The following is a 19647-nucleotide window of genomic DNA, read 5'->3' on the forward strand; positions in this document are numbered from 1 at the left end:
TAAAAGATGACGAAACATTCCATCCAATCGCTACAGATCGGCATGCACTGGTTTCCGGAACGTGCGGGCGGGCTCGACCGCATGTATTACTCGCTCGTGGGGGCGCTGCCCGGCGCGGGCGTGAGGGTGCGCGGCGTGGTGGCCGGCTCCCCCAAGGTGGCCGAGGACAGCAACGGAGCGATCAATGGATTCGGCTCGGCGGCGCGTTCGCTGCCGTTTCGCTTGATGGATGCGCGGCGCGCGCTGCGTCGCGAGATTCAAAGCCATCGGCCCGATGTGATTTCCTCGCACTTCGCGCTTTATACGTTTCCGGGGCTTGATGTGACGCGCGGTATTCCGCAAGTCTCGCATTTTCAGGGGCCGTGGGCCGATGAGAGTTTTGTCGAGGGCGCGGCCACGCTGAGCCAGCGCATCAAGCATTCGCTGGAACAATCGGTGTACGAACGATCGTCGCGGCTTATTGTGCTGTCGAAGGCGTTCGGCGACATTCTCACGAAGCGCTATGCGATTTCGCCCGAGCGCGTGCGCATCGTGCCGGGTTGCGTGGATACTGCTCAGTTCGATCCCGCCTGCACGCGCGCCGAGGCGCGTCTACGTCTGCAATTGCCGCAGAATCGCCCGATCGTGCTGGCTGTGCGCCGTCTCGTGCGACGCATGGGGCTGGAGGATTTGATCGACGCGATCAAGGTGGTGAAGCAGCGTCATCCTGATGTGCTGTTGCTGATTGCCGGGCGCGGGCGTCTGGAAGCGGAGTTGCAACAGCGTATCGATGAGGCAGGGTTGACCGATAACGTCAGGTTGCTGGGGTTCGTGCCCGATGCGCAGTTGCCTTCGCTTTATCGCGCTGCGACTTTGAGCGTCGTGCCTACGGTGGCACTGGAAGGTTTTGGCTTGATCACAGTGGAGTCGCTTTCGGCTGGCACCCCCGTGCTGGTTACGCCGGTGGGCGGTTTGCCCGAAGCCGTGGCCGGGCTCTCGCAGGATCTCGTGTTGCCGGAAACTGGCGCCGCCGCGATTGCCGAAGGGATCGATGCTGCGTTCTCTGGGCGCATCAAGCTGCCCGATGAAGAGGCTTGCAAGACCTATGCGCGGGAGAATTTCGATAACGCCGTGATTGCCAGGCGTGTGGCTGATGTTTATGCGGAGGCGATTGCAGCTGCCAATGGCGTGCATTGAAGCGCAGAAATGAAACCGCCGCCCGGAAGGGCGGCGGTTATTAGCAGTGCAGGGGGAAGAAGAGTAAAGCGAATCGGCGGAATCAGGCCGTATTCAACCGCTTGCGCGCCTCCTCATACATCCATCGCAACGTCCCCTCGATAGGCGTACGCGCCGCGTCCCCCACAATCGATCGCAGCTTCGCGTTCGACCCGACCAGGTGCCGAACTTCATTCGCACGCACGAATCGCGGATCGACCTTGACCTCGATCGCATAACCCGCGATACGTGAAAGCATCGCAAGCACTTCGCCGAGCGTCCAGCCGGTGCCCGAGCAGACATTGACCGTCTCGCCGCGAGGCGCCGCCGCAATGAGCTTCGCGTAAGCATCCACCACGTCGCGCACGTCGGAGAAGTCGCGGCTGACCTCGGTGTTGCCGAGCGAGATCGAGCGGTCGCCGCGTGCGTAGTGCTCGACGATCTTGGGCAGCAGAAAGTCGGTGCTTTGGCCCACGCCCGTGTAATTGAACGGCCGCGCGATCACCAGCGGCAACTGTGCGTTCCAGCGCTTCGCGACGTATTCCATCGCGAGCTTGCTCACGGCGTAATCGTTCGCTGGCTGCGGGGGCACCGCTTCGTCGATCACGCCGGGCGTGGCGTTGCCATAGACGTTCGCACTGCTCGCGAGCAGCACGGCGCGCGGCACATGACGCTGGCGCGCGAGCACGTCGAGCAGATTGCGGGTACCCACCACATTGACGACATAGGTGCGCGCAACGTCGCCATTGGCGACGTTCGCCACGGCTGCGAGATGCACGACCGCGTCGGGCTGCACCGTTTCCACTGCGTGCGCGAGCGCTTCGGGGTCGAGCAGGTCGGCGGCGAGCGGCGTGATGCCGCCCGTCACGCCCGTGGCGTCGACGGGTTCCCCGGCCCGCACGGTGCCCCAGATGCGGTAGCCGTCCGCGGCCAGGCGTGCGGCCATGTAGCGGCCCGAGAAGCCGCCCACGCCCGTGATGAGTGCACGGCGCGCGCGAGGTTGATCGTTAGAACGTGTCATGTCGCTCGTTGCGCGTGAGATCGGCGGTGACCATCATCTGGCACAGTTGCTCGAGCGAGGTTTGCGGTTCCCAGCCGAGCTTGCTGCGCGCCTTGCTCGCGTCGCCGATCAGCAGATCGACTTCGGCGGGGCGGTAGAAGCGCGGGCTCACGCGCACCAGCGTGCGGCCCGTGGCGATGTCCACGCCGATTTCGCGCTCGGCGCGGCCCGACCATTCGAGCTGGAAGCCCGCTGCCGCGAACGCCATCGTCACGAAGTCGCGCACGGTTTCGGTGCGGCCCGTGGCGAGCACGTAGGTGTCCGGATCGTCGGCTTGCAGCATGCGCCACATGCCTTCCACGTATTCGGAGGCGTAGCCCCAGTCGCGCTTGGCGTCCATGTTGCCCAGTTCGAGCACGTTTTGTTTGCCGAGCTTGATCTTCGCGACGGCGTCGGTGATCTTGCGCGTCACGAACTCGCGGCCGCGCAGCGGCGACTCGTGATTGAAGAGAATGCCGCTGGTCGCGAAGATGTCATAGGACTCGCGGTAGTTGACCGTGGACCAGTGCGCGAACAGCTTGGCGATGCCATACGGGCTGCGCGGGTAGAACGGGGTGTCTTCGCGCTGCGGCACGGCCTGCACCTTGCCGAACATTTCGGAGGTCGAAGCTTGGTAGAAGCGCATTTTCGGGTTGATCACGCGAATGCCTTCGAGCAGGTTCAATGCGCCGACGCCGGTCACTTCGGCCGTGGTCACCGGCTGGTCGAACGACACGCCCACGAAGCTTTGCGCGGCGAGGTTGTAGACTTCGCCCGCCTGGGCACGTTCGAGCAGGCGCAGCGTCGAGCCCGCGTCGGTGAGATCGTGCTCGACGAGTTCGAGCGAAGGATGATCCGTGACGCCGAGTTCGTTCATGCGCCAGAAGTTGACCGAACTGGTGCGCCGGTAGGTGCCGACCACCTGATAGCCCTTGTCGAGCAGCAGTTTGGTCAGATAGGCGCCGTCCTGGCCGGATACGCCGGTGATGATCGCTTTGCGTCGTTCGTTCATGTGTCGGTACCTTTGAAATAGCGAACGTGGATTCGGAGCACGTTTATCGTTTATCGGATCGGGAATCAGGACTGCGAGGTCGGAGCGCTCACGCTGGCCACGGTGGCCTGGTGCGATTGCCGGCGGCGCGGGCCGCGCGTGAGACGCTTTTCGAAGAGAAACCAGCTGGCGCTCGCGTAGGCGAGCGTGAGGGCGAGTGCGATGGCGGCGCTCACGGGGCGGCTGTAATGGAGCGGCCACACCGCATAGAGAATCGTGAGGTGAATCAGGTAGATCGTATAGCTGATGGTCCCGATGTAGACCAGCACCGGATTGCAGAGCAGGCGCTTGACGAAGCCCTTGGACTGCAGCGCGAACACGACTGTGGACGTGCACAGCACGAGCGACACGCTGTAGAGCAGGGCGTTCGAGAGCGGCGTGTTGGCGGCGCGAAAACGCGGGTAATGCAGATGCAGCCACGCGAGCACGGCGAGCGCGGCAAAGAACAGAATGGCCGCCGGCACTTTGAAGGGATCGAGCGCATTGCGCTCGCGCCGCACGAGCACGGCGAGCAGCGCGCCCATTGCGAGCAGGTCCATGCGGAACGGCGTGAGGTAATAAATGGGCCAGAACGAGTCGAACCATGGCGTCGCGATGGCGCGCAGCACCGGCACGGCCAGCACGAGCGCGGCGGCCACCACGGCGAGCATGCGCTGCGGCAGCAGCAGCACTACGAAGGGCCAGAAGATGTAGAACTGCTCTTCGACCGCGAGCGACCAGAGAATGTTGAGGCTGTCGTGGCCGCTTTGGCCCAGCGCGTCACCGATATTGGTTGCGAAGAACGCGTACCACGGCCAATAGTGCGCCCAGCCGAAACCGAATAGCAGCGACGAGACAATCATCAGCAGGATGTACGGCGGCAGGATGCGGCGCACGCGGCGTGCGTAGAAGTAGCTGAAGTACGACTGGCCGCGCGCCTTGCGCTCCAGCAGGATGCCGGTGATGAGAAAGCCGCTCAGCACGAAGAACAGGTCGACACCCATCCAGAGCGGCGCGCGCAATGCATGCTGCGCGAACACGGCGAGCACGGCGAAGGCGCGCAGGCCATCGAGCTGGACGATACGGTGGGAGTGTTGCGGCGGGCTGGCGAGGCTGTTTACGGTCATCGGCTATCCGGTTGTTTCATGCATGCACAGGCCGATTCATTTTAAAAAGAATTAAATGGTCAAAAAGCCGAAATATATTGGCTGGTGATTTTTAAAATGAAAGCAATTGGATTGGTTGAATATGTTCTGGGCTATTGCGACAATGCAGCGACGATGTGGCGACAATTTCGTTGCGGCGGCATTGCGGTTTCCTTTCGGAAAACGGGACGAGATCGCGCCAGGCCCGCCGCACGGGCCTTGGCGCGCGGCGCGGCGATTTATTTCGCATCCGAACAGGCAGGCCCGGCGAATACTGAATTTTTTTGAATTATTTTCGCTTTTTGTGGAGCGATTTTTCTTCATGAATGTACGGCATGATCCAGTCGGATTCACCCGACCGGAGGAATTGCCTTGCCGTTTCCGATTCCCGACCGCCGTATGCGCAGGACGCTGGCGCTCGCAGCACTCAGTGCGTTCGTTTGCACCTCTTCGGTACAGACCCTCGCCGCGCCGCAACTCAATGTAACGACATCGTGGATCGGCAACACGTTTGGCAACGGCCAGGGTACGTGGACGCAAATCAATATCACCGCCATCGCCGTGACGCCCGAGGGCAAGGTCTACACCGACGCGCCCTGGGATGAGAGTGGCGCTGAAATCAGCGCGTATCAGGACGGCAAGATGCTGGGCTTTGCTGGCGGCACCCATGGCTGGGGCGGATACGGCGGCAACGCGGTGGCAGTGAACAGCCGCTTTTTGTACGCAGCCGTGGCCGTGGGCAACGAACGCGGGCATCTGATCGGGCCCGGTATCTGGCCGGAAAAGGGGCGCCAATGGTACGGCGTCACGCGCCGTCCGATCGACGAGCCGAAGCGCGCGGCGGCCTTCCAGCCCTCGCCCGATCCGGTCAATCCGCACGCGCAGCTCGCGGGCGCCTTCCTCAAGATTGCCGATCTGCCGGCCGTCTCGCATCCCGACCTCGGCGCGCCTGCCGAGGTGGGCGGCCTCGCGGCCACCGACTCGCTGCTTTACGTGAGCCACACCACGGCCAATCGCGTTGAGATGTACGACGCGAACGCCATGCAGCGCAAGTCGGAATTCGAGGTGCACGAGCCCGGCAAGATCGCGATCGCGGGCGACGGCTCGCTGTGGGTGATCACGGACAGCGTGACCGGTTCGAAGCCGCGCATCGCGCACTATTCGGGCGACGGCAAGCCGCTCCCGAACACGATCGAGCTGCCTGCCGATTCGGTGCCCGTGGATGTGGCCGTGGATCCTGCGCAGCGCATTCTGGTGGCGGACAACGGCCCGCGCCAGCAGATCCTCATATACTCGCGCGAGGGTGGCGGCTACAAGCCGAGCGGTACGCTCGGCGAGCGCGGCGGCATTTTCTCGGGCTCGTCGAACGATGTGGGCCGGCCGGGGCCGAGCCGCTTCAATGGCCTGACCGGCGTGGGCACCGACGCGAAGGGCAACATCTACGTGTCGACCAACGGCATCGGCCCGCGCCACGGCTCCATCGGCGCGGGACTGGGCGCGACGCTCGAAAGCTATACGCCCGCCGGCAAGCGCCTCTGGAACGTGGAGGGTTTGCTGTTCGTGGACGGCGCGTGGGTGGACCCGTCGCGGCCCAATAGCGTCTATACCGGCAACAAGCGCTTCGAGCTCGATCTTTCCAAGCCGCCGGGGCAGGACTGGAAATACGTAGGGTTCCTCTCCAATCGCTTCAAGTACCCGCAGGACCCGGTGTTCAACGGCGACATGTGGCCGGGCCTGCCGACCGCGCGCCAGCTGAACGGCCGCACGTTCCTCTATCTCACCGACATGTATGCGGATCACCTGAAGATCTACCGCTTCGATCCGCAGCGCGACGGTGAGACCGCGATTCCCTCGGGATTCATCGCAGGGCGCGCGCGGCCCGTGCAGAAGGTTCCGAACGCCCCGCCAGGCGGCGACTGGATCTGGCGCGACGCCAACGCCAACGGGGCGTTCGACTCCGGCGAGTTCACGCGGTATCCGGGCCCGGGCCACCTCGCCGGTGGTTGGGGCTGGTGGATCGACACGCGCGGCGACATCTGGCGCGCGCGCGACAACAAGGGCATCACGCGCTTTCGCTTCGGCGGCATCGACGCGAAGGGCAACCCGATCTACTCGTATGACAAGAGCGATCAGTACCCGATGCCCGCGCCGTTTACCGAGGTGCATCGCGCGATTTACGAGCCGAAAACCGATTCGCTTTATGTGGCGGGCTACACCGCCGACGCGCCGCACGACCCGGGCTTCGTGAAGGAGGCGGGCCGCGTGCTGGTGCGCTACGACAAGTGGTCGAGCGGCAACCCGCAGCAGGCCTGGCTGCTGCATCTGCCCTGGGATCCCAAGGCCAGGCCGCCGGTCACGCCGGCAGGCGTCACCGTGGAAGGACAGTACGTATTCATGGTCGAGCCCGCGGGCAAGGTCCACGTTTTCGACAAGGACAGCGCGAAAGAGATCGGCACGTTCGGTCCAGGCGCGGAAGTCGGCAATACCTCGGGCTGGGTGGACGTGCCTTTCGGCATTACCGCGAGCCGTCAGCCCAATGGCGAATACCTGATCTTCGTTGAAGAAGATGCGCGCGGCAAAGTGATGATGTACCGCTGGAAGCCGGCCTGATTGGTCTGGAGAGGCCTCGACAGGCCGCACGCGGGCAGGCCATTGCACGCCGCGCCGCACGCTACGGAACACATATGGACAAAGGAATACTGCGCAACGTCGCGATCAATCTGTTTGGCCTCGTGCTGCCGACCTTCGTGTCGCTGGTCACGGTGCCGACATACATCAAGCTGCTGGGCGTCGATCGCTACGGCGTGATTGCGCTCGTGTGGACGCTGATCGGCTATTTCAGCGTGCTCGATCTGGGCATGAGCATGGCCGCGCAGAACCATATTTCGAAGGCCTATGCATCGAAAGACACCGACGCCTGCGAGCGCGTGTTCTGGAGTGCGTTCTGGCTCAACTTCATTACCGGCGCAGTGGGCGGCCTGCTGATCTACTCGGGTGGTGCGCTCTATACCGCTTACTTCACGCACGTGACGCCGGAACTGCGCCACGAGGTCTATCTCGCGCTGCCGTGGCTCGCAGTGGCGATTCCCATTGCGAATGTCTCATGGGTGTTCGCGGGCGCCATCAACGGTGCAGAGCGCTTCGGCATCTACAACACCAACCAGACGCTGGGCACCTTCCTGTTCCAGCTGCTGCCGCTCGCGGCCGCGTGGGCGCTCGGGCCGAACCTGCAGACCGTGCTGGCCGCCGCCGTGCTCGCGCGCCTGTTCGCGGGCCTGCTGCTCGGCCGCTCGGCGCTGCGCGTGCTCGGCATCAGGCATGTGCGCGGGCCGCGCTTCGACACCTCGAAGGCACTGTTCAATTTCGGCGGCTGGATGCTGGTCTCCAGCGTCACGACGATGGTTGCCGATTCGCTCGACCGCATGATGCTGGGCGCGGGCATGGGCGCGCGCTTCGTCACCTATTACACGGTGCCGCAGAACCTCGTGACGCGCCTGAACATGGTGCCCAACGCGCTCGTGCGCACGCTGTTCCCGCGTCTTTCGGCGCTGCACCGCGAGCATGCCGATGAAATCGCGGCGCAGTCGCTGCAGTTTCTCAATGCGGTCTTCACGCCTGTGGCGATCGGCGCAATCGTGGTGCTCGAGCCCTTCCTGCGCGTGTGGGTCGGCCCCGTGATCGCGGGGCACGGCGCGCCGGTCGGCCGTTTCCTGATCGTCGCCGTCTGGCTGATCGGGCAGGCGGGCGTCACGCGCATCCTGATCCAGTCGCAGAACAATCCTGCCGCCGCCGCGCGCGTGGGCCTCATCGAACTGCCGCTTTACGCCGGCCTGCTGTGGCTGGGCATCTCGCGCTTCGGCCTGCCCGGCGCGGCGGCGGCGGTGCTGTTCCGCGCCTTGTTCGACTACGTCGTGCTGCTGTGGCTCTCGCGCATTCACAGCCGCACCATCGTGGTCGACATGTTCGCACACCTGAGCTTCCTGGCCGCCGCACTCGCGATTGCATGGTGGCTGCCCGACGCGATCTATGCGATCGGCGCGGGCGTCGTGCTGGCGCTGGCCAACTGCGTGTGGTCGGTGGCCACCACGCCGCTGCTGCGCGGCTACGCCCGTTCCCTCCTGTTTCGTCTGAACCTACGGAAAAGCGCATGAGTCACGAATTGATCGACGAAGTGGCGCCGTCCGAAAGCGCCCCCGCGCCCGCTCAACGGCGCAATGCCCACACCGATATCCACGCTGATGTCCGTGGCGAATCTACTGCGAGCGCGCGGCGTCCGCGGCACGAGGCAAGTCCCGTGCGGGCCGCGACCCGCAAGCCGCGCGTGGCCATCGTGCACGACTGGCTGGTCACCTACGCGGGCGCCGAGCGCGTGCTCGAGCAGATCATCGACTGTTTCCCCGACGCGGACCTGTTCTCGGTCGTCGATTTCGTCGAGGAGAAGGACCGCAAGTTCCTGCGCGGCAAGCGCGCCACCACGTCGTTCATCCAGCGCCTGCCGAAGGCGCGCACGAAGTACCGCGCATATCTGCCGTTCATGCCGCTCGCCATCGAGCAGCTCGACGTGTCGGACTACGACGTGGTGATTTCGAGCTCGCATGCGGTGGCCAAGGGCGTGCTGACCGGCCCCGACCAGTTTCACATCAGCTACGTGCATTCGCCGATCCGCTACGCGTGGGATCTCCAGCACCAGTATTTGCAGGAATCGCATCTCACGCGCGGGCCGAAGTCGATGCTCGCGCGCCTGATTCTTCACTACATCCGCAACTGGGACGTGCGCACAGCCAATTCGGTCGATCAGTTCGTGGCGAACTCGTCGTTCATCGCGCGGCGCATTCACAAGGTGTATCAGCGCGAGGCCGAGGTGGTGTATCCGCCCGTCGACGTCGATTCGTTCGAACTCGAGACGCACAAGGAAGATTTTTATCTGACCGCGTCGCGGCTCGTGCCATACAAGAAAATCGACCTCATCGTGGAGGCGTTCTCGCGTATGCCGGGCAAGCGCCTCGTGGTGATCGGCGATGGTCCCGACATGCAGAAGGTGCGTGCGAAAGCCGGCCCGAACGTCGAGGTGATGGGCTATCAGCCGTTCTCGGTGCTGCACGATCGCATGCGCCGCGCGAAGGCATTCGTGTTCGCGGCCGAGGAGGATTTCGGCATCTCGGTCGTGGAAGCGCAGGCCTGCGGCACCCCCGTGATCGCCTACGGCAAGGGCGGCGCGCTCGAGACCGTGCGCGATTCGGGTTCGCGCCCCACGGGGCTGTTCTTCGAGGAGCAGCGCGCCGAGTCGATCATTGCGGCCGTCGAGTCGTTCGAGCGCGATCCGAAGCAGTTTCGCGCCGAGGATTGCCGCGGGAATGCCGAGCGTTTTTCAGCGACGCATTTCCGCGAGCAATTCTTCGCGCGCGTGGCGCGGGCCGTGCCGGCTATCGCCGAGGCTGGGCTGCCGCGCGCTGGCGCGCCGAAAGTTTCCGATGCGCAACATCCATCCGATACGTCCAGCTCGGGCGGTGACGATGACGAAGGCGGACACCCCGCGGCTCAGAATGCGCCCCGCGTCCTGGCGATCGACCAGAGCGGCGTGCTGGGCGGCGCGGAGCTTTCGCTGCTGGAAGTGGTGAAGGGGCTGCGTGCGCGCATCGAAGTGCTGCTGTTCAACGATGGGCCGTTTCGCGAGGCGCTCGACGCCGCTGGCGCGCGCGTGGATGTGCTCGACTCCGGCGCGCTGCGCAACGTGCGCCGGGACGGCGGCGCGGTGCCGAAATTCGGCGTGCTCGCGGGCATTGCCGCGCTCGTGCGCGAGACGCGCAGGCGTGCACGCGGCGTCGACGTGCTCTACGCCAACACACAGCGCGCGATGGTGATCGGCGTGCTGGCGGGCAAGCTCGCGCGCAAGCCTGTGGTCTGGCATCTGCGCGATATCGTGAGCGACGAGCACTTCGGGCGCGTGCAGCGCGCGGTCATCAAGGGCTGCGCGAAGCTGGGCCTCGCGCATGTGATCGCGAACTCCCACGCTTCGGCTCAGGTGTTTTCGGAGCTCACGCATTTCGACTCGCGGCGCATCGACGTCGTGCACAACGGCGTGGACGAGTCGCCGTTCCGCGCGCTCGCGCGGGTGCCGCAGGCGCAGTTGCGCGCGCAGATCGGTTTGCCGGAAGACGCGTTTCTGGTAGGGGCGTTCAGCCGGCTTGCCCGCTGGAAGGGGCAGCACGTGCTGCTCGAAGCGCTGCTGCTCGAGCCGCGCGCACATGCTGTGTTGGTCGGCGCGCCGCTGTTCGGCGAAGACGCCTATGCGCAGGAACTGCGCGAATTCGTGGCCGCGCGCGGGCTCACCGGCCGGGTTCACTTCCTGGGCTTCCGGCACGACATTGCGGCCTGCATGCGCGCGATGGACGTGATCGCGCATACCTCGATCACACCGGAGCCGTTTGGCCGCGTCGTGGTGGAAGGCATGCTCGCGCAGCGGCCCGTGGTGGCCTCGCGCGATGGCGGCGTGAAAGAGATCGTCGAGCATGGCAAGAGCGGCTTGCTCTGCACGCCGGGCGACGCGCAAGAGCTTGCGCGCACGCTTTCCGCGCTGCGCGATGACGAGACGCTGCGCGAGCGGCTTGCGCAAAATGGCCTTGCCGTGGCGCGGGAGCGCTTCGGTAAGGAGCAGTATGTGGAGGCGGTCGGCCGCGTGCTGGATGGGGTTGTGACGCGCGCGCGATAGGTTTCGCGAAAGCGCTGCAGCGCCGTTGAAGAACGACGACAAGAGCGGGGCCATGGAAGTGGCCCCGCTATTTTTTTGAGTGTGGCTCCGGGCGTGGGTGAAAGAAAACGGGCCGCTTGTATAGCGGCCCAATATTCACGAGATGGCTATGCGCGATCTAAAGCGTGCTTTCTGCGTTCCTCATGCAGCCCGTTTGCGCAGGCGCGCAGCAACATTCAGCGCCGGCAGCTCAAAGAGCCGATAAAACACCCACGCAACCGGCAGCACGGCGAGCGTGAAGCCGAACGAAGCCCAGATTGAGGTTTGCAGGGCCGAACGGAACAGCAGCGAGCCGAGCAGCACGAAAAGCGGCAGGTGAATCAGGTAGAGCGAATAGCTGAATGCGCCGAGCTTCGAAAACACTTGCATGATCACGCCGCCCGGCGCGCCCGGCCGCGCAAGCGCTTTCACGAGGTAGCACGCGAAAGAGCAGGCCCAAAGCTGGAATGCGCCGTATTGCCCGAAGTGGAACGCCACGCAGCCCGCCACCGCGAACAGCGCCGAGGCCGCATAGGCAAAGCGAAAGCCCTCCGAACCGCGCAAACGCGCTTCGGCAATCCACGCGCCGAGCATCCACGAGAACCAGTACGACGTGAAGAAAACGATCTCACGCGGCGCGAGCGTGAGTGCCGAAACCACGTTGATCGCCGCAATGCCGATGAGCACCGCATTGAGCCCGACGCGCCGGCGCACGGCGAAAAGCAGCGGATAGAGCAGGTAGAACTGCACTTCGAGCGAAAGCGTCCAGAGCGCGCCGTTCGAGCCGTAGGTCGGGCCCGCTACGCCTTGCAGCGAGAACAGGTTGACGAGGAACGCGCGCGGCCCGATGTCGAGAATCTTGTGGCTCACGGGCGTCATCGTGAGACTGAACGAATCGGCCACGAAGGTGAGCACGAGCGCGGCGAGCAACACGGGATAGATCCGCACGAAACGGCGCAGCCAGAATTGCCCGGCGTCGAGCCGGAAGTCGGGGTTCTTCAGCAGGCGCGCCGCGCCGCTGCGGTGAATGCAATAGCCGCTGATGACGAAGAAAATCGGCACGCCGGCCGAACCCCACGCGACCGGAAGCGTGAGCCACGCGGCGATCGTGCCGGGGTTCGCCAGGCTCGCGTGGGTCTGGTGGAACGCGCCCATGCCAATCCAGGTGACCTGGCGGCAATGGAAATACGCCACCAGCAGGGCAGCAAAGCCGCGCAGCGCGTCGATCAAGTGGTCGCTCGCGGCGGCGCTGGCCACTGCTGGCCGCGCGGCGGCGGGCATGGCGGTTGCTCGGGGTACGACGGTTTCGAGTGCGGGATCGCTCATTGGGGCGTGGCGTGCGTGATAGTGGGAGGCTACCTGGCGATCATAGGGGCTTCGAAGGGGGAAATTATGCGAAATTTTTTCAAAAAGTATTCGGGGCAATTATCTGAAATGGCGTAAAAAATCTGCAATCCCGCCGAAATCGAAAAATAAAATCTTGTAACGCGAAAGCGATTTATTTGTGTGATTTGAAATGCTAGTTTGATGGGGATCGCCTTAGGTCGATGGAGATTTCGATGAACCTGCATTTGCTGGCCGGCATTGCCGTGCTGTTGATTCTCGTCGCGGTGTCGGCGTATCGCGAGGCGCTGCGCAACGAGCCTATCAGACGTTCGCGCACGCAAACGGGCGGCTTGCCGCCCGCGGACGAAGTCGAGTAGACTGCGCGGCCATGCAATATCTGAATTGCGTCGCTCATATAGCGCCATGATTGCAAATCGCTTGAATCTGCTTGCCTGGCAGATGGAAATAATGGCAACCAGGTCAGGAAATTCATGCCGATTATCCGGACTGCATGGTAATCAATCAGGCAATAATTTCCGCAAGTCTGTTTGACTTTCGCAAGCGGAATTTCGTCCGATTTTTTTCATGCTGGACGGACCCGACCCTTTTGAAAATAAAAACTGCCCCATAGACCCTCGGGGACGCCGGCTTGCCTTGCTGCGAGACCGTTACTCAAACGATCGAAGTGGGAATGAACATCATGCTCAAAGTTACCAAAGCGGTATTTCCTGTTGCGGGCCTCGGTACGCGCTTCTTGCCTGCCACCAAGGCCAGCCCCAAGGAGATGCTGCCGATCGTCGACAAGCCGCTCATTCAATACGCGGTGGAAGAGGCGATTGCCGCGGGAATCACCGAAATGATTTTCGTGACCGGCCGCAGCAAGCGCGCGATCGAGGATCATTTCGACAAGTCGTACGAGATCGAAGCCGAACTCGAAGCGCGCAACAAGCAGAAGCTGCTAGATCTGGTGCGCAGCATCAAGCCGGCCAACGTGGACTGCTTTTACGTGCGCCAGGCTGAAGCACTGGGCCTCGGCCACGCCGTCATGTGCGCCGAAAAGCTCGTGGGCGGCGCGCCGTTCGCCGTGATTCTCGCCGACGACCTGCTTTACAGCCCCAAGCCGGTCATGAAGCAGCTCGTCGACACCTTCAATCACTATCACAGCTCGATCGTGGGCGTGGAAGCGATCGCGCGTGAAAACAGCGCTTCGTACGGCATCGTCGATGGCCGCGAGTGGGAAGAAGACGTGTTCAAGCTTTCGGGCATCGTGGAAAAGCCCGCGCCGGAAGTCGCGCCGTCGAATCTGGGCGTGGTCGGCCGCTATGTGCTGATGCCGACGATCTTCAATCACCTGCGTTCGCTCAAGCCGGGCGCGGGCGGTGAGCTCCAGCTCACCGATGCGCTGCAATCGCTCCTCACGGAAGAGCAGGTTCTCGCGTATCGCTACATGGGCACGCGTTTCGACTGCGGCAGCAAGATCGGCTACCTGAAGGCCACGGTTGAATTCGCGCTGCGCCACCCCGAGGTGAAGGACGAGTTCGAAGCGTATTTGCAGAACCATCTGCCGCAGGCATTGGCTGCAGCGGCCTGAGTCACCTGTAGCTGAACGTTAGCTATCCTTAAAATGCACGCTGCGCACGTTGGAGTGCAGCGTGCTTTTTTGCGCATATTTGTACGAGTTATCACGATTTCCGGTCCGCTGCGAGGAAATGTCGCATCAGCACGAACGCTCCGGCGCATATAAGATGTAAATAAAATGCATCTTTGATGCCGGAGAGCGAACATGGATCTGTACCGGATTGGTGGGCCGCCCGCGCGTGCGCCGCGTGGCTTTGCGTTGTGGGCGCTCGGTTTTCGTCCGTTCTATCTGGGCGGCGCGCTGTTCGGCACGGCGGCCATGCTGGTCTGGCTGGCCGAACTCGGCGGGCATCCGCTGCCGGGTTTGCATCCGTATTTACCGGGCATGCTTTGGCATGTCCATGAAATGATCTTCGGCTTCGCCGCCGCGATCGTCGCGGGTTTTCTGCTGACCGCGGTGCGCGCATGGACCGCCATTACGCCCGCGCAGGGCAAGTCGCTCGCGGCGTTGTGGCTGTTGTGGCTCGCCGGGCGCCTGGCCGTGGGGTATGCGCCGCTGGCGGTCGCCATGGCCGTCGACGTGGCGTTCTTGCCGATTTGCGCACTCGTGTTGCTGCGCGTGCTCGTGCATGCGAAAAACCGCCACAACAACTTTCTGCCCGTTGCGTTGGGGCTGCTTGCGCTGACCAACCTGGTCTTTCATCTGGCCGCAATTCTGGAGCGCCCCGACTGGGCCCTGCATGGCGCGTATATCGCGGTCGGCTTGCTCGTGATGTTCGTCACGATCATCGGCGGGCGCATCATTCCGTCCTTTACCGTAAACGCCGTTCCCGGTTATGCGTTCCGCCGCTGGCGTTTTGTTGAGGCGGCCGTGCTGCCGTTGACCGCGCTCGCGTTCGTGCTCGATGGGTTCGGCGCGCCGGGTCCTGCCATTGCTATCGCCGCCGCGCTCGCCGCGTGTGCGCAAGGCGCGCGCATTTTGGGCTGGCGTTCGTGGCGCGTCGGCAATCGTCCCATTCTTGCCATCCTGCATATCGCCTACGCGTGGATACCGCTTGGCTTTGCGATGCTCGCGCTCGCGGCGCTGGACCTGGTCGGTCATTCGCTAGCGATTCATGCGTTCACGGTGGGCGCGGTCGGTTGCGCCATCGTGGCGATGATCACGCGCACCGCGCGCGGCCATACGGGCCGGCCGCTGAAAGCGGGACACGCCGAGCACGTGTGTTACGGCTTGCTCGTGCTTGCTGCGATCCTGCGCGTGCTGGTTCCGGCGCTGTGGCCGCAGCAGATGCTGCTGGCGATCGAAGTTTCGGGTGCTTGCTGGATCGCCGCATTTGCCGTGTATTGCGGGCGCTACGCTGGCTGGCTTTGGAGTCCTCGCCTGGACGGTAAGGAAGGCTAATAAAATTCGATTTGAAGAGCATGGTCTGGTCAAGGCTAGCCAATCGCGAGTGACGGGCATGGGCACGCGGCATGCTTGACGGCGTGCTTTCCCATGCGTGCCGCATGTGCGCTCGACGCGCTGCAAAGGATGCTCGATGCATCGGTAACCATGGGATGGAGGTCGGCGATGCACGCCGCGCGTGGAACTCGCATAATCGATTGCGTGTCCGAACGCGAACGGTTACGTGTTCATCGAGGAGATCCGTCCATGACCAGGCATCCCGTATCAGATTCCGGCGCAGGCAGTGAACATCCGGTGCCCGCCGGCGCGCAATGCATGGGTGCGTGTGATCCCACGGAGCATTTCAACGTCGTTGTGATCGTGCGTCGCCAGTCCGAGCGTGCATTTCGCGAGCTGGTCGAACGGATCGCGACGGGTGCGCCCGGCGCGCAGCCGATTTCCCGCGAGCAATACGAGCAGCGCTTCAGCGCCGATGCCGCCGACGTCGCGCGCGTGGAGGCATTCGCAAAGACGCATGGCCTCGCGGTCGTGAAGGCCGATCGCGATACGCGTCGCGTCGTGCTCTCCGGGACTGTGCAGCAGTACAACGCGGCGTTCGGCGTGGACTTGCAGCGCTTCGAGCATCAGGTCGGCACGCTCAAGCAGCACTTTCGCCAGCCCACCGGCCCCGTGCATCTTCCCGAAGACCTGCATGGGGTGGTCACGGCCGTGGTCGGTCTCGACAGCCGTGCCAAGGTGCAGCCGCATTTTCGCATCGATTCCCAACCGCCCGCGACGAACCCCGAGAAGGCCTTGCAACCGGACGATGGCGCCGTGCATGCGCCGATCCGCGCCGCGCGCGCGGTGAGTCGTTCGTTCACGCCGCTGCAACTCGCTGAGCTCTACGATTTTCCGCCCGGCAACGGCAAGGGCCAATGCATCGCGCTGATCGAGATGGGCGGCGGCTATGCGCAATCCGATCTCGACGCCTATTTCGGCGCGCTGGGTGTGACGCCGCCGCGCGTGGAGGCCGTGTCGGTGGATCAGGCCACCAATGCGCCGAGCGGCGACCCCAATGGACCCGATGCCGAGGTCACGCTCGACGTGGAGATCGCCGGCGCGCTCGCGCCAGGGGCGCTGATTGCCGTCTACTTCGCGCCGAACAGTGAAGCCGGTTTCGTCGATGCCGTAAGCGCGGCCCTGCACGACAGCCAGCGCAAGGCATCGGTCATTTCGATCAGCTGGGGCGCGCCCGAATCGGTATGGTCGCAGCAGACCCTGGGCGCGCTCAACGATGCGCTGCAAACGGCCGTGGCGCTGGGCGTGACGGTATGCTGCGCGTCGGGCGACAGCGGCTCATCGGACGGCGTGGCAGATGGCGCCGACCATGTCGACTTTCCCGCGTCCAGTCCGTATGCGCTCGGCTGCGGCGGCACGCAACTCACTGCCGCGAATGGCCAGATCACGCGCGAGACGGTGTGGGGCACCGGTACGAACGGCGCGACCGGCGGCGGCGTGAGCGCGGCCTTCGCGCTGCCGGCGTGGCAGAAGGGCTTGACAGTATCGCGCGGTGGCGGCGCGGCTCGCGCGCTCGCGCAGCGCGGCGTGCCCGACGTGGCCGCCGACGCCGATCCTTCCACCGGCTACGAGGTGCGCATCGGCGGCACGAATACCGTGGTGGGCGGCACGAGCGCCGTCGCGCCGCTCTGGGCCGCGCTCATCGCGCGCATCAATGCGGGTAACAGCGCGGGTAACAGCGCAGGCGGCGCCAAGGCGGCTGGCTTCATCAACGCGAAGCTCTACGCGCAACCTGGCGCGTTCAACGACATCACGAGCGGCAGCAACGGCGACTACTCGGCGCGGCCTGGCTGGGACGCATGCACGGGGCTGGGCACGCCCGTGGGCACCCGGGTGGCGGCCGCGCTCGGCTCGGCGTAGCATCGGCGTACCACGGGCAAGGAGACGATATGAACGACGAAGCTCAGTCCAACGGCGGTAAAAGCAAGACGGCAAGCGGTAAAAAAAACAACGGTGGCAACGGCAAGCACCGCAGCCCGAACGACCAGCCGTGTTTCGATCCCACTGCCTACGGCAACGGTCCAGACGACTTCGTGACCGACATGACCGAGAGCGCCGCGGTCACGCATCATGCAATTCAGATCGGCGGCGAGGCGATTGCCTATACCGCAACCGCGGGCCATCTCGTCACGGTCGACCCGAGCAGCTCGCAGCCCAACGCGAAGATTTTCTACGTGGCGTTCACGAAGGACGGCGTGCAGGCGCAGGACCGCGCCGTAACGTTCTTTTATAACGGCGGCCCGGGTTCTTCCTCGGTATTCGTGCTGCTCGGCTCGTTCGCGCCCAAGCGCATCAAGACTTCCATGCCAGGCTTCACGCCGCCCGCGCCGTACACGCTCGAAGACAACCCCGACAGCCTGCTCGACAAGAGCGATCTGGTGTTCATCAATCCGGTGGGGACGGGCTACTCGGCGGCCATCGCGCCGCATCACAACCGAGACTTCTGGGGCGTGGACCAGGACGCCGACTCGCTCAAGCAGTTCATCAAGCGCTACCTGAGCGCGAACGACCGCTGGAATTCCCCGAAGTTTCTTTTCGGAGAATCGTATGGCACGGCGCGCAGTTGCGTGCTCGCGTATCGGCTTCACGAGGACGGCGTGGATCTGAACGGCATCACCTTGCAGTCCTCGATTCTGGACTACACGCAAAGCGGCAATCCGGTAGGCGCGCTGCCCACGGCGGCGGCCGACGCGTGGTACCACAAGCGGCTGGACGTGAAGCCCGCACCCAGGGACTTGCAGACGTTCGTGGCCCAGGTCGCGCAGTTCGCACGCACGGACTATCGCGTGGCGCTGGAACATTTCCCCGATCCGAAAAATCGGGCGATTCCTGCCGCGCTCAAGAAACTTTCGCAATTTACGGGCATCGATACGCAGACGCTCGAAGCATGGAATCTCGATATCGCCGCCTATGACAGCCGTGGCAACTCGCTGTTTCTCACCACGCTGCTCAAGGACAAGGGCGTGGCGCTCGGCGCGTACGACGGCCGCGTGACCGCGATCGACACGGGCATTGCGGGCAACATCGACCCGAATGCGGGCGGCAACGACCCCACCATGACGGCGGTGAGCGGCGTGTACACGGCCATGTGGAACAGCTATCTGAACGAGACACTCAAGTTCCGCACCAACTCGTCGTTCACGGACCTCAACGACCAGGCGTTCAAGAACTGGAACTTCGGCCATATCGACCCGACGGGCGCGCAAAAGGGCGTCGATGCACAGGGCAACATCGTGCTCTACACGGCGGGCGATCTGGCTGCGGTAATGGCGCTGAATCCGGATTTGCGCGTGCTGTCCGCGAATGGTTATTACGATTTTGTCACGCCGTTCTACCAGACCGTGATCGATCTGCAGAAGATGCCGCTAGTGGACCAGAAGGTGCGCGACAACCTGAGCGCGCGGTTTTATCCCTCGGGACACATGGTGTATCTCGACGGCGCTTCACGCACGGCGCTCAAGGCCGACCTTGCGAAGCTCTATCAGAGCGCGGTGGCAGACCAGCCGGCGATCGCGCGCATTCGTGCGCTGCAGCGCATGAGCACGATGAGCGCCATGCACCACTGACCGGCGATGCCGGGGGCGTGCGGTTAGTCCACGCGCCCCCGCGCCATTGCCGAGAGGCATGCGCGCGCATCGCCCTGCACGATGCGCGCCGCGCACGCGATCATGAGGTTCTTCGACAGGCCGAAATCCTCGACGAGAAAGCCGCGCTCGCATAGCCGGCCCTGTGCGCCCGGTTGCGAAGGCACGCGCTCGATCAGCGTGCCGGTGTCGGCTGTGTAGGCCCAGATTTCCTTGCCAAGAGCGGCGGCAAAGCCAATCTCGAATGCGGTGCCAGAGTCGGGTTCGCCCGGGCCGCGAAAGTCGTTGACATTCGCCATCACGATGTCCGCGCTGCGGATCGCGTCGATATTGGCGCGATAAATCCACGCGGCCTGTCGCGGGCCGTCGAGGTTTTCGGGCACGTGAACGTCGAGCGGGTACAGGCCTTCGAAGCCGAATTCGCCGCAGGTGGCGACCAGATGGGCGCCATACGCGAGCGCATCCGTGCGAAACACGTCGAAGCCGGCGAGATAGACGCGCGGGCGACGAGGCGAGGCGGCATGAGTCATGGCTCCTCCATGCAATGTGTCCGATACGAAAC

The 19647-nt window shown here is 64.0% G+C and carries 15 protein-coding genes; 10 read left to right on the top strand and 5 right to left on the bottom strand.

Going from position 1 to position 19647, the window contains the following annotated elements; all coding sequences use genetic code 11:
• The first annotated feature begins 6 nt into the window (after nucleotides 1–6).
• Nucleotides 7–1176 (top strand): glycosyltransferase family 4 protein, encoded by a 1170-nt coding sequence (locus P5W98_RS24130; RefSeq protein WP_421025609.1) that lies wholly within the window; start codon nucleotides 7–9, stop codon nucleotides 1174–1176.
• 82 nt (nucleotides 1177–1258) lie between these two features.
• Here P5W98_RS24130 and P5W98_RS24135 read toward each other — a convergent pair whose 3' ends face one another.
• The 3 genes from P5W98_RS24135 to P5W98_RS24145 form a co-directional block, all read right to left on the bottom strand.
• Entirely contained in the window at nucleotides 1259–2215 is a 957-nt protein-coding gene (locus tag P5W98_RS24135; protein ID WP_421025608.1) for an NAD-dependent epimerase/dehydratase family protein, read from the bottom strand.
• Entirely contained in the window at nucleotides 2202–3245 is a 1044-nt protein-coding gene (gmd, locus tag P5W98_RS24140; protein WP_421025607.1) for a GDP-mannose 4,6-dehydratase, read from the bottom strand. Before gmd ends, P5W98_RS24135 begins: the two co-directional genes overlap by 14 nt.
• 65 nt (nucleotides 3246–3310) lie before the next feature.
• Nucleotides 3311–4390, bottom strand: coding sequence for an acyltransferase family protein (locus P5W98_RS24145; protein ID WP_421025606.1), 1080 nt, complete (start codon nucleotides 4388–4390; stop codon nucleotides 3311–3313).
• Nucleotides 4391–4486: 96 nt separating this feature from the next.
• Between P5W98_RS24145 and P5W98_RS24150 the strand changes: the two genes are divergently transcribed.
• The 4 genes from P5W98_RS24150 (at nucleotide 4487) to P5W98_RS24165 (ending at nucleotide 11117) form a co-directional block, all read left to right on the top strand.
• Nucleotides 4487–4696 carry a hypothetical protein gene (locus P5W98_RS24150; protein WP_421025605.1) on the top strand — a complete coding sequence of 70 codons (210 nt, stop codon included), beginning with the start codon at nucleotides 4487–4489 and terminating at the stop codon, nucleotides 4694–4696.
• 111 nt (nucleotides 4697–4807) lie between these two features.
• The gene (locus P5W98_RS24155; RefSeq protein ID WP_421027015.1) at nucleotides 4808–7018 is read left to right on the top strand and encodes a hypothetical protein; all 2211 of its coding nucleotides are present in this window, start codon (nucleotides 4808–4810) and stop codon (nucleotides 7016–7018) included.
• 74 nt (nucleotides 7019–7092) lie between these two features.
• Complete coding sequence (locus P5W98_RS24160) at nucleotides 7093–8559, top strand: flippase (protein ID WP_421025604.1); 1467 nt, start codon at nucleotides 7093–7095, stop codon at nucleotides 8557–8559.
• On the top strand, nucleotides 8556–11117 hold the full coding sequence (locus tag P5W98_RS24165; RefSeq protein WP_421025603.1) for a glycosyltransferase family 4 protein: 2562 nt from the start codon (nucleotides 8556–8558) through the stop codon (nucleotides 11115–11117). The genes P5W98_RS24160 and P5W98_RS24165 overlap by 4 nt, the downstream gene beginning before the upstream one ends.
• A gap of 180 nt (nucleotides 11118–11297) precedes the next feature.
• Here the strand turns inward: P5W98_RS24165 and P5W98_RS24170 are convergent, their stop codons facing one another.
• Nucleotides 11298–12461: an acyltransferase family protein gene (locus tag P5W98_RS24170; protein WP_421025602.1), complete on the bottom strand. Its 1164-nt coding sequence runs from the start codon at nucleotides 12459–12461 to the stop codon at nucleotides 11298–11300.
• A 233-nt stretch (nucleotides 12462–12694) separates the two neighbouring features.
• Between P5W98_RS24170 and P5W98_RS24175 the strand changes: the two genes are divergently transcribed.
• The 5 genes from P5W98_RS24175 to P5W98_RS24195 all read left to right on the top strand — a co-directional run bounded on the left by P5W98_RS24175 (nucleotide 12695) and on the right by P5W98_RS24195 (nucleotide 19067).
• Nucleotides 12695–12838: a hypothetical protein gene (locus P5W98_RS24175; RefSeq protein WP_165976468.1), complete on the top strand. Its 144-nt coding sequence runs from the start codon at nucleotides 12695–12697 to the stop codon at nucleotides 12836–12838.
• A 323-nt stretch (nucleotides 12839–13161) separates the two neighbouring features.
• Entirely contained in the window at nucleotides 13162–14052 is an 891-nt protein-coding gene (gene galU / locus P5W98_RS24180; RefSeq protein ID WP_421025601.1) for a UTP--glucose-1-phosphate uridylyltransferase GalU, read from the top strand.
• A 192-nt stretch (nucleotides 14053–14244) separates the two neighbouring features.
• A complete protein-coding gene (locus tag P5W98_RS24185; protein WP_421025600.1) occupies nucleotides 14245–15441 on the top strand; it encodes an NnrS family protein in 1197 nt (398 codons plus the stop codon).
• Between the two features lie 249 nt (nucleotides 15442–15690).
• Nucleotides 15691–17361: a S53 family peptidase gene (locus tag P5W98_RS24190; RefSeq protein ID WP_421025599.1), complete on the top strand. Its 1671-nt coding sequence runs from the start codon at nucleotides 15691–15693 to the stop codon at nucleotides 17359–17361.
• A gap of 29 nt (nucleotides 17362–17390) precedes the next feature.
• A complete protein-coding gene (locus tag P5W98_RS24195; RefSeq protein ID WP_421025598.1) occupies nucleotides 17391–19067 on the top strand; it encodes a S10 family peptidase in 1677 nt (558 codons plus the stop codon).
• A 23-nt stretch (nucleotides 19068–19090) separates the two neighbouring features.
• On the opposite strand, the gene P5W98_RS24200 is transcribed toward P5W98_RS24195, so the two are convergent.
• Complete coding sequence (locus tag P5W98_RS24200) at nucleotides 19091–19615, bottom strand: nucleoside 2-deoxyribosyltransferase (RefSeq protein ID WP_421025597.1); 525 nt, start codon at nucleotides 19613–19615, stop codon at nucleotides 19091–19093.
• Nucleotides 19616–19647: the final 32 nt, after the last annotated feature.

Source organism: Paraburkholderia sp. A1BS-2L (assembly GCF_051125205.1).
Taxonomy (GTDB): Bacteria; Pseudomonadota; Gammaproteobacteria; order Burkholderiales; family Burkholderiaceae; genus Paraburkholderia.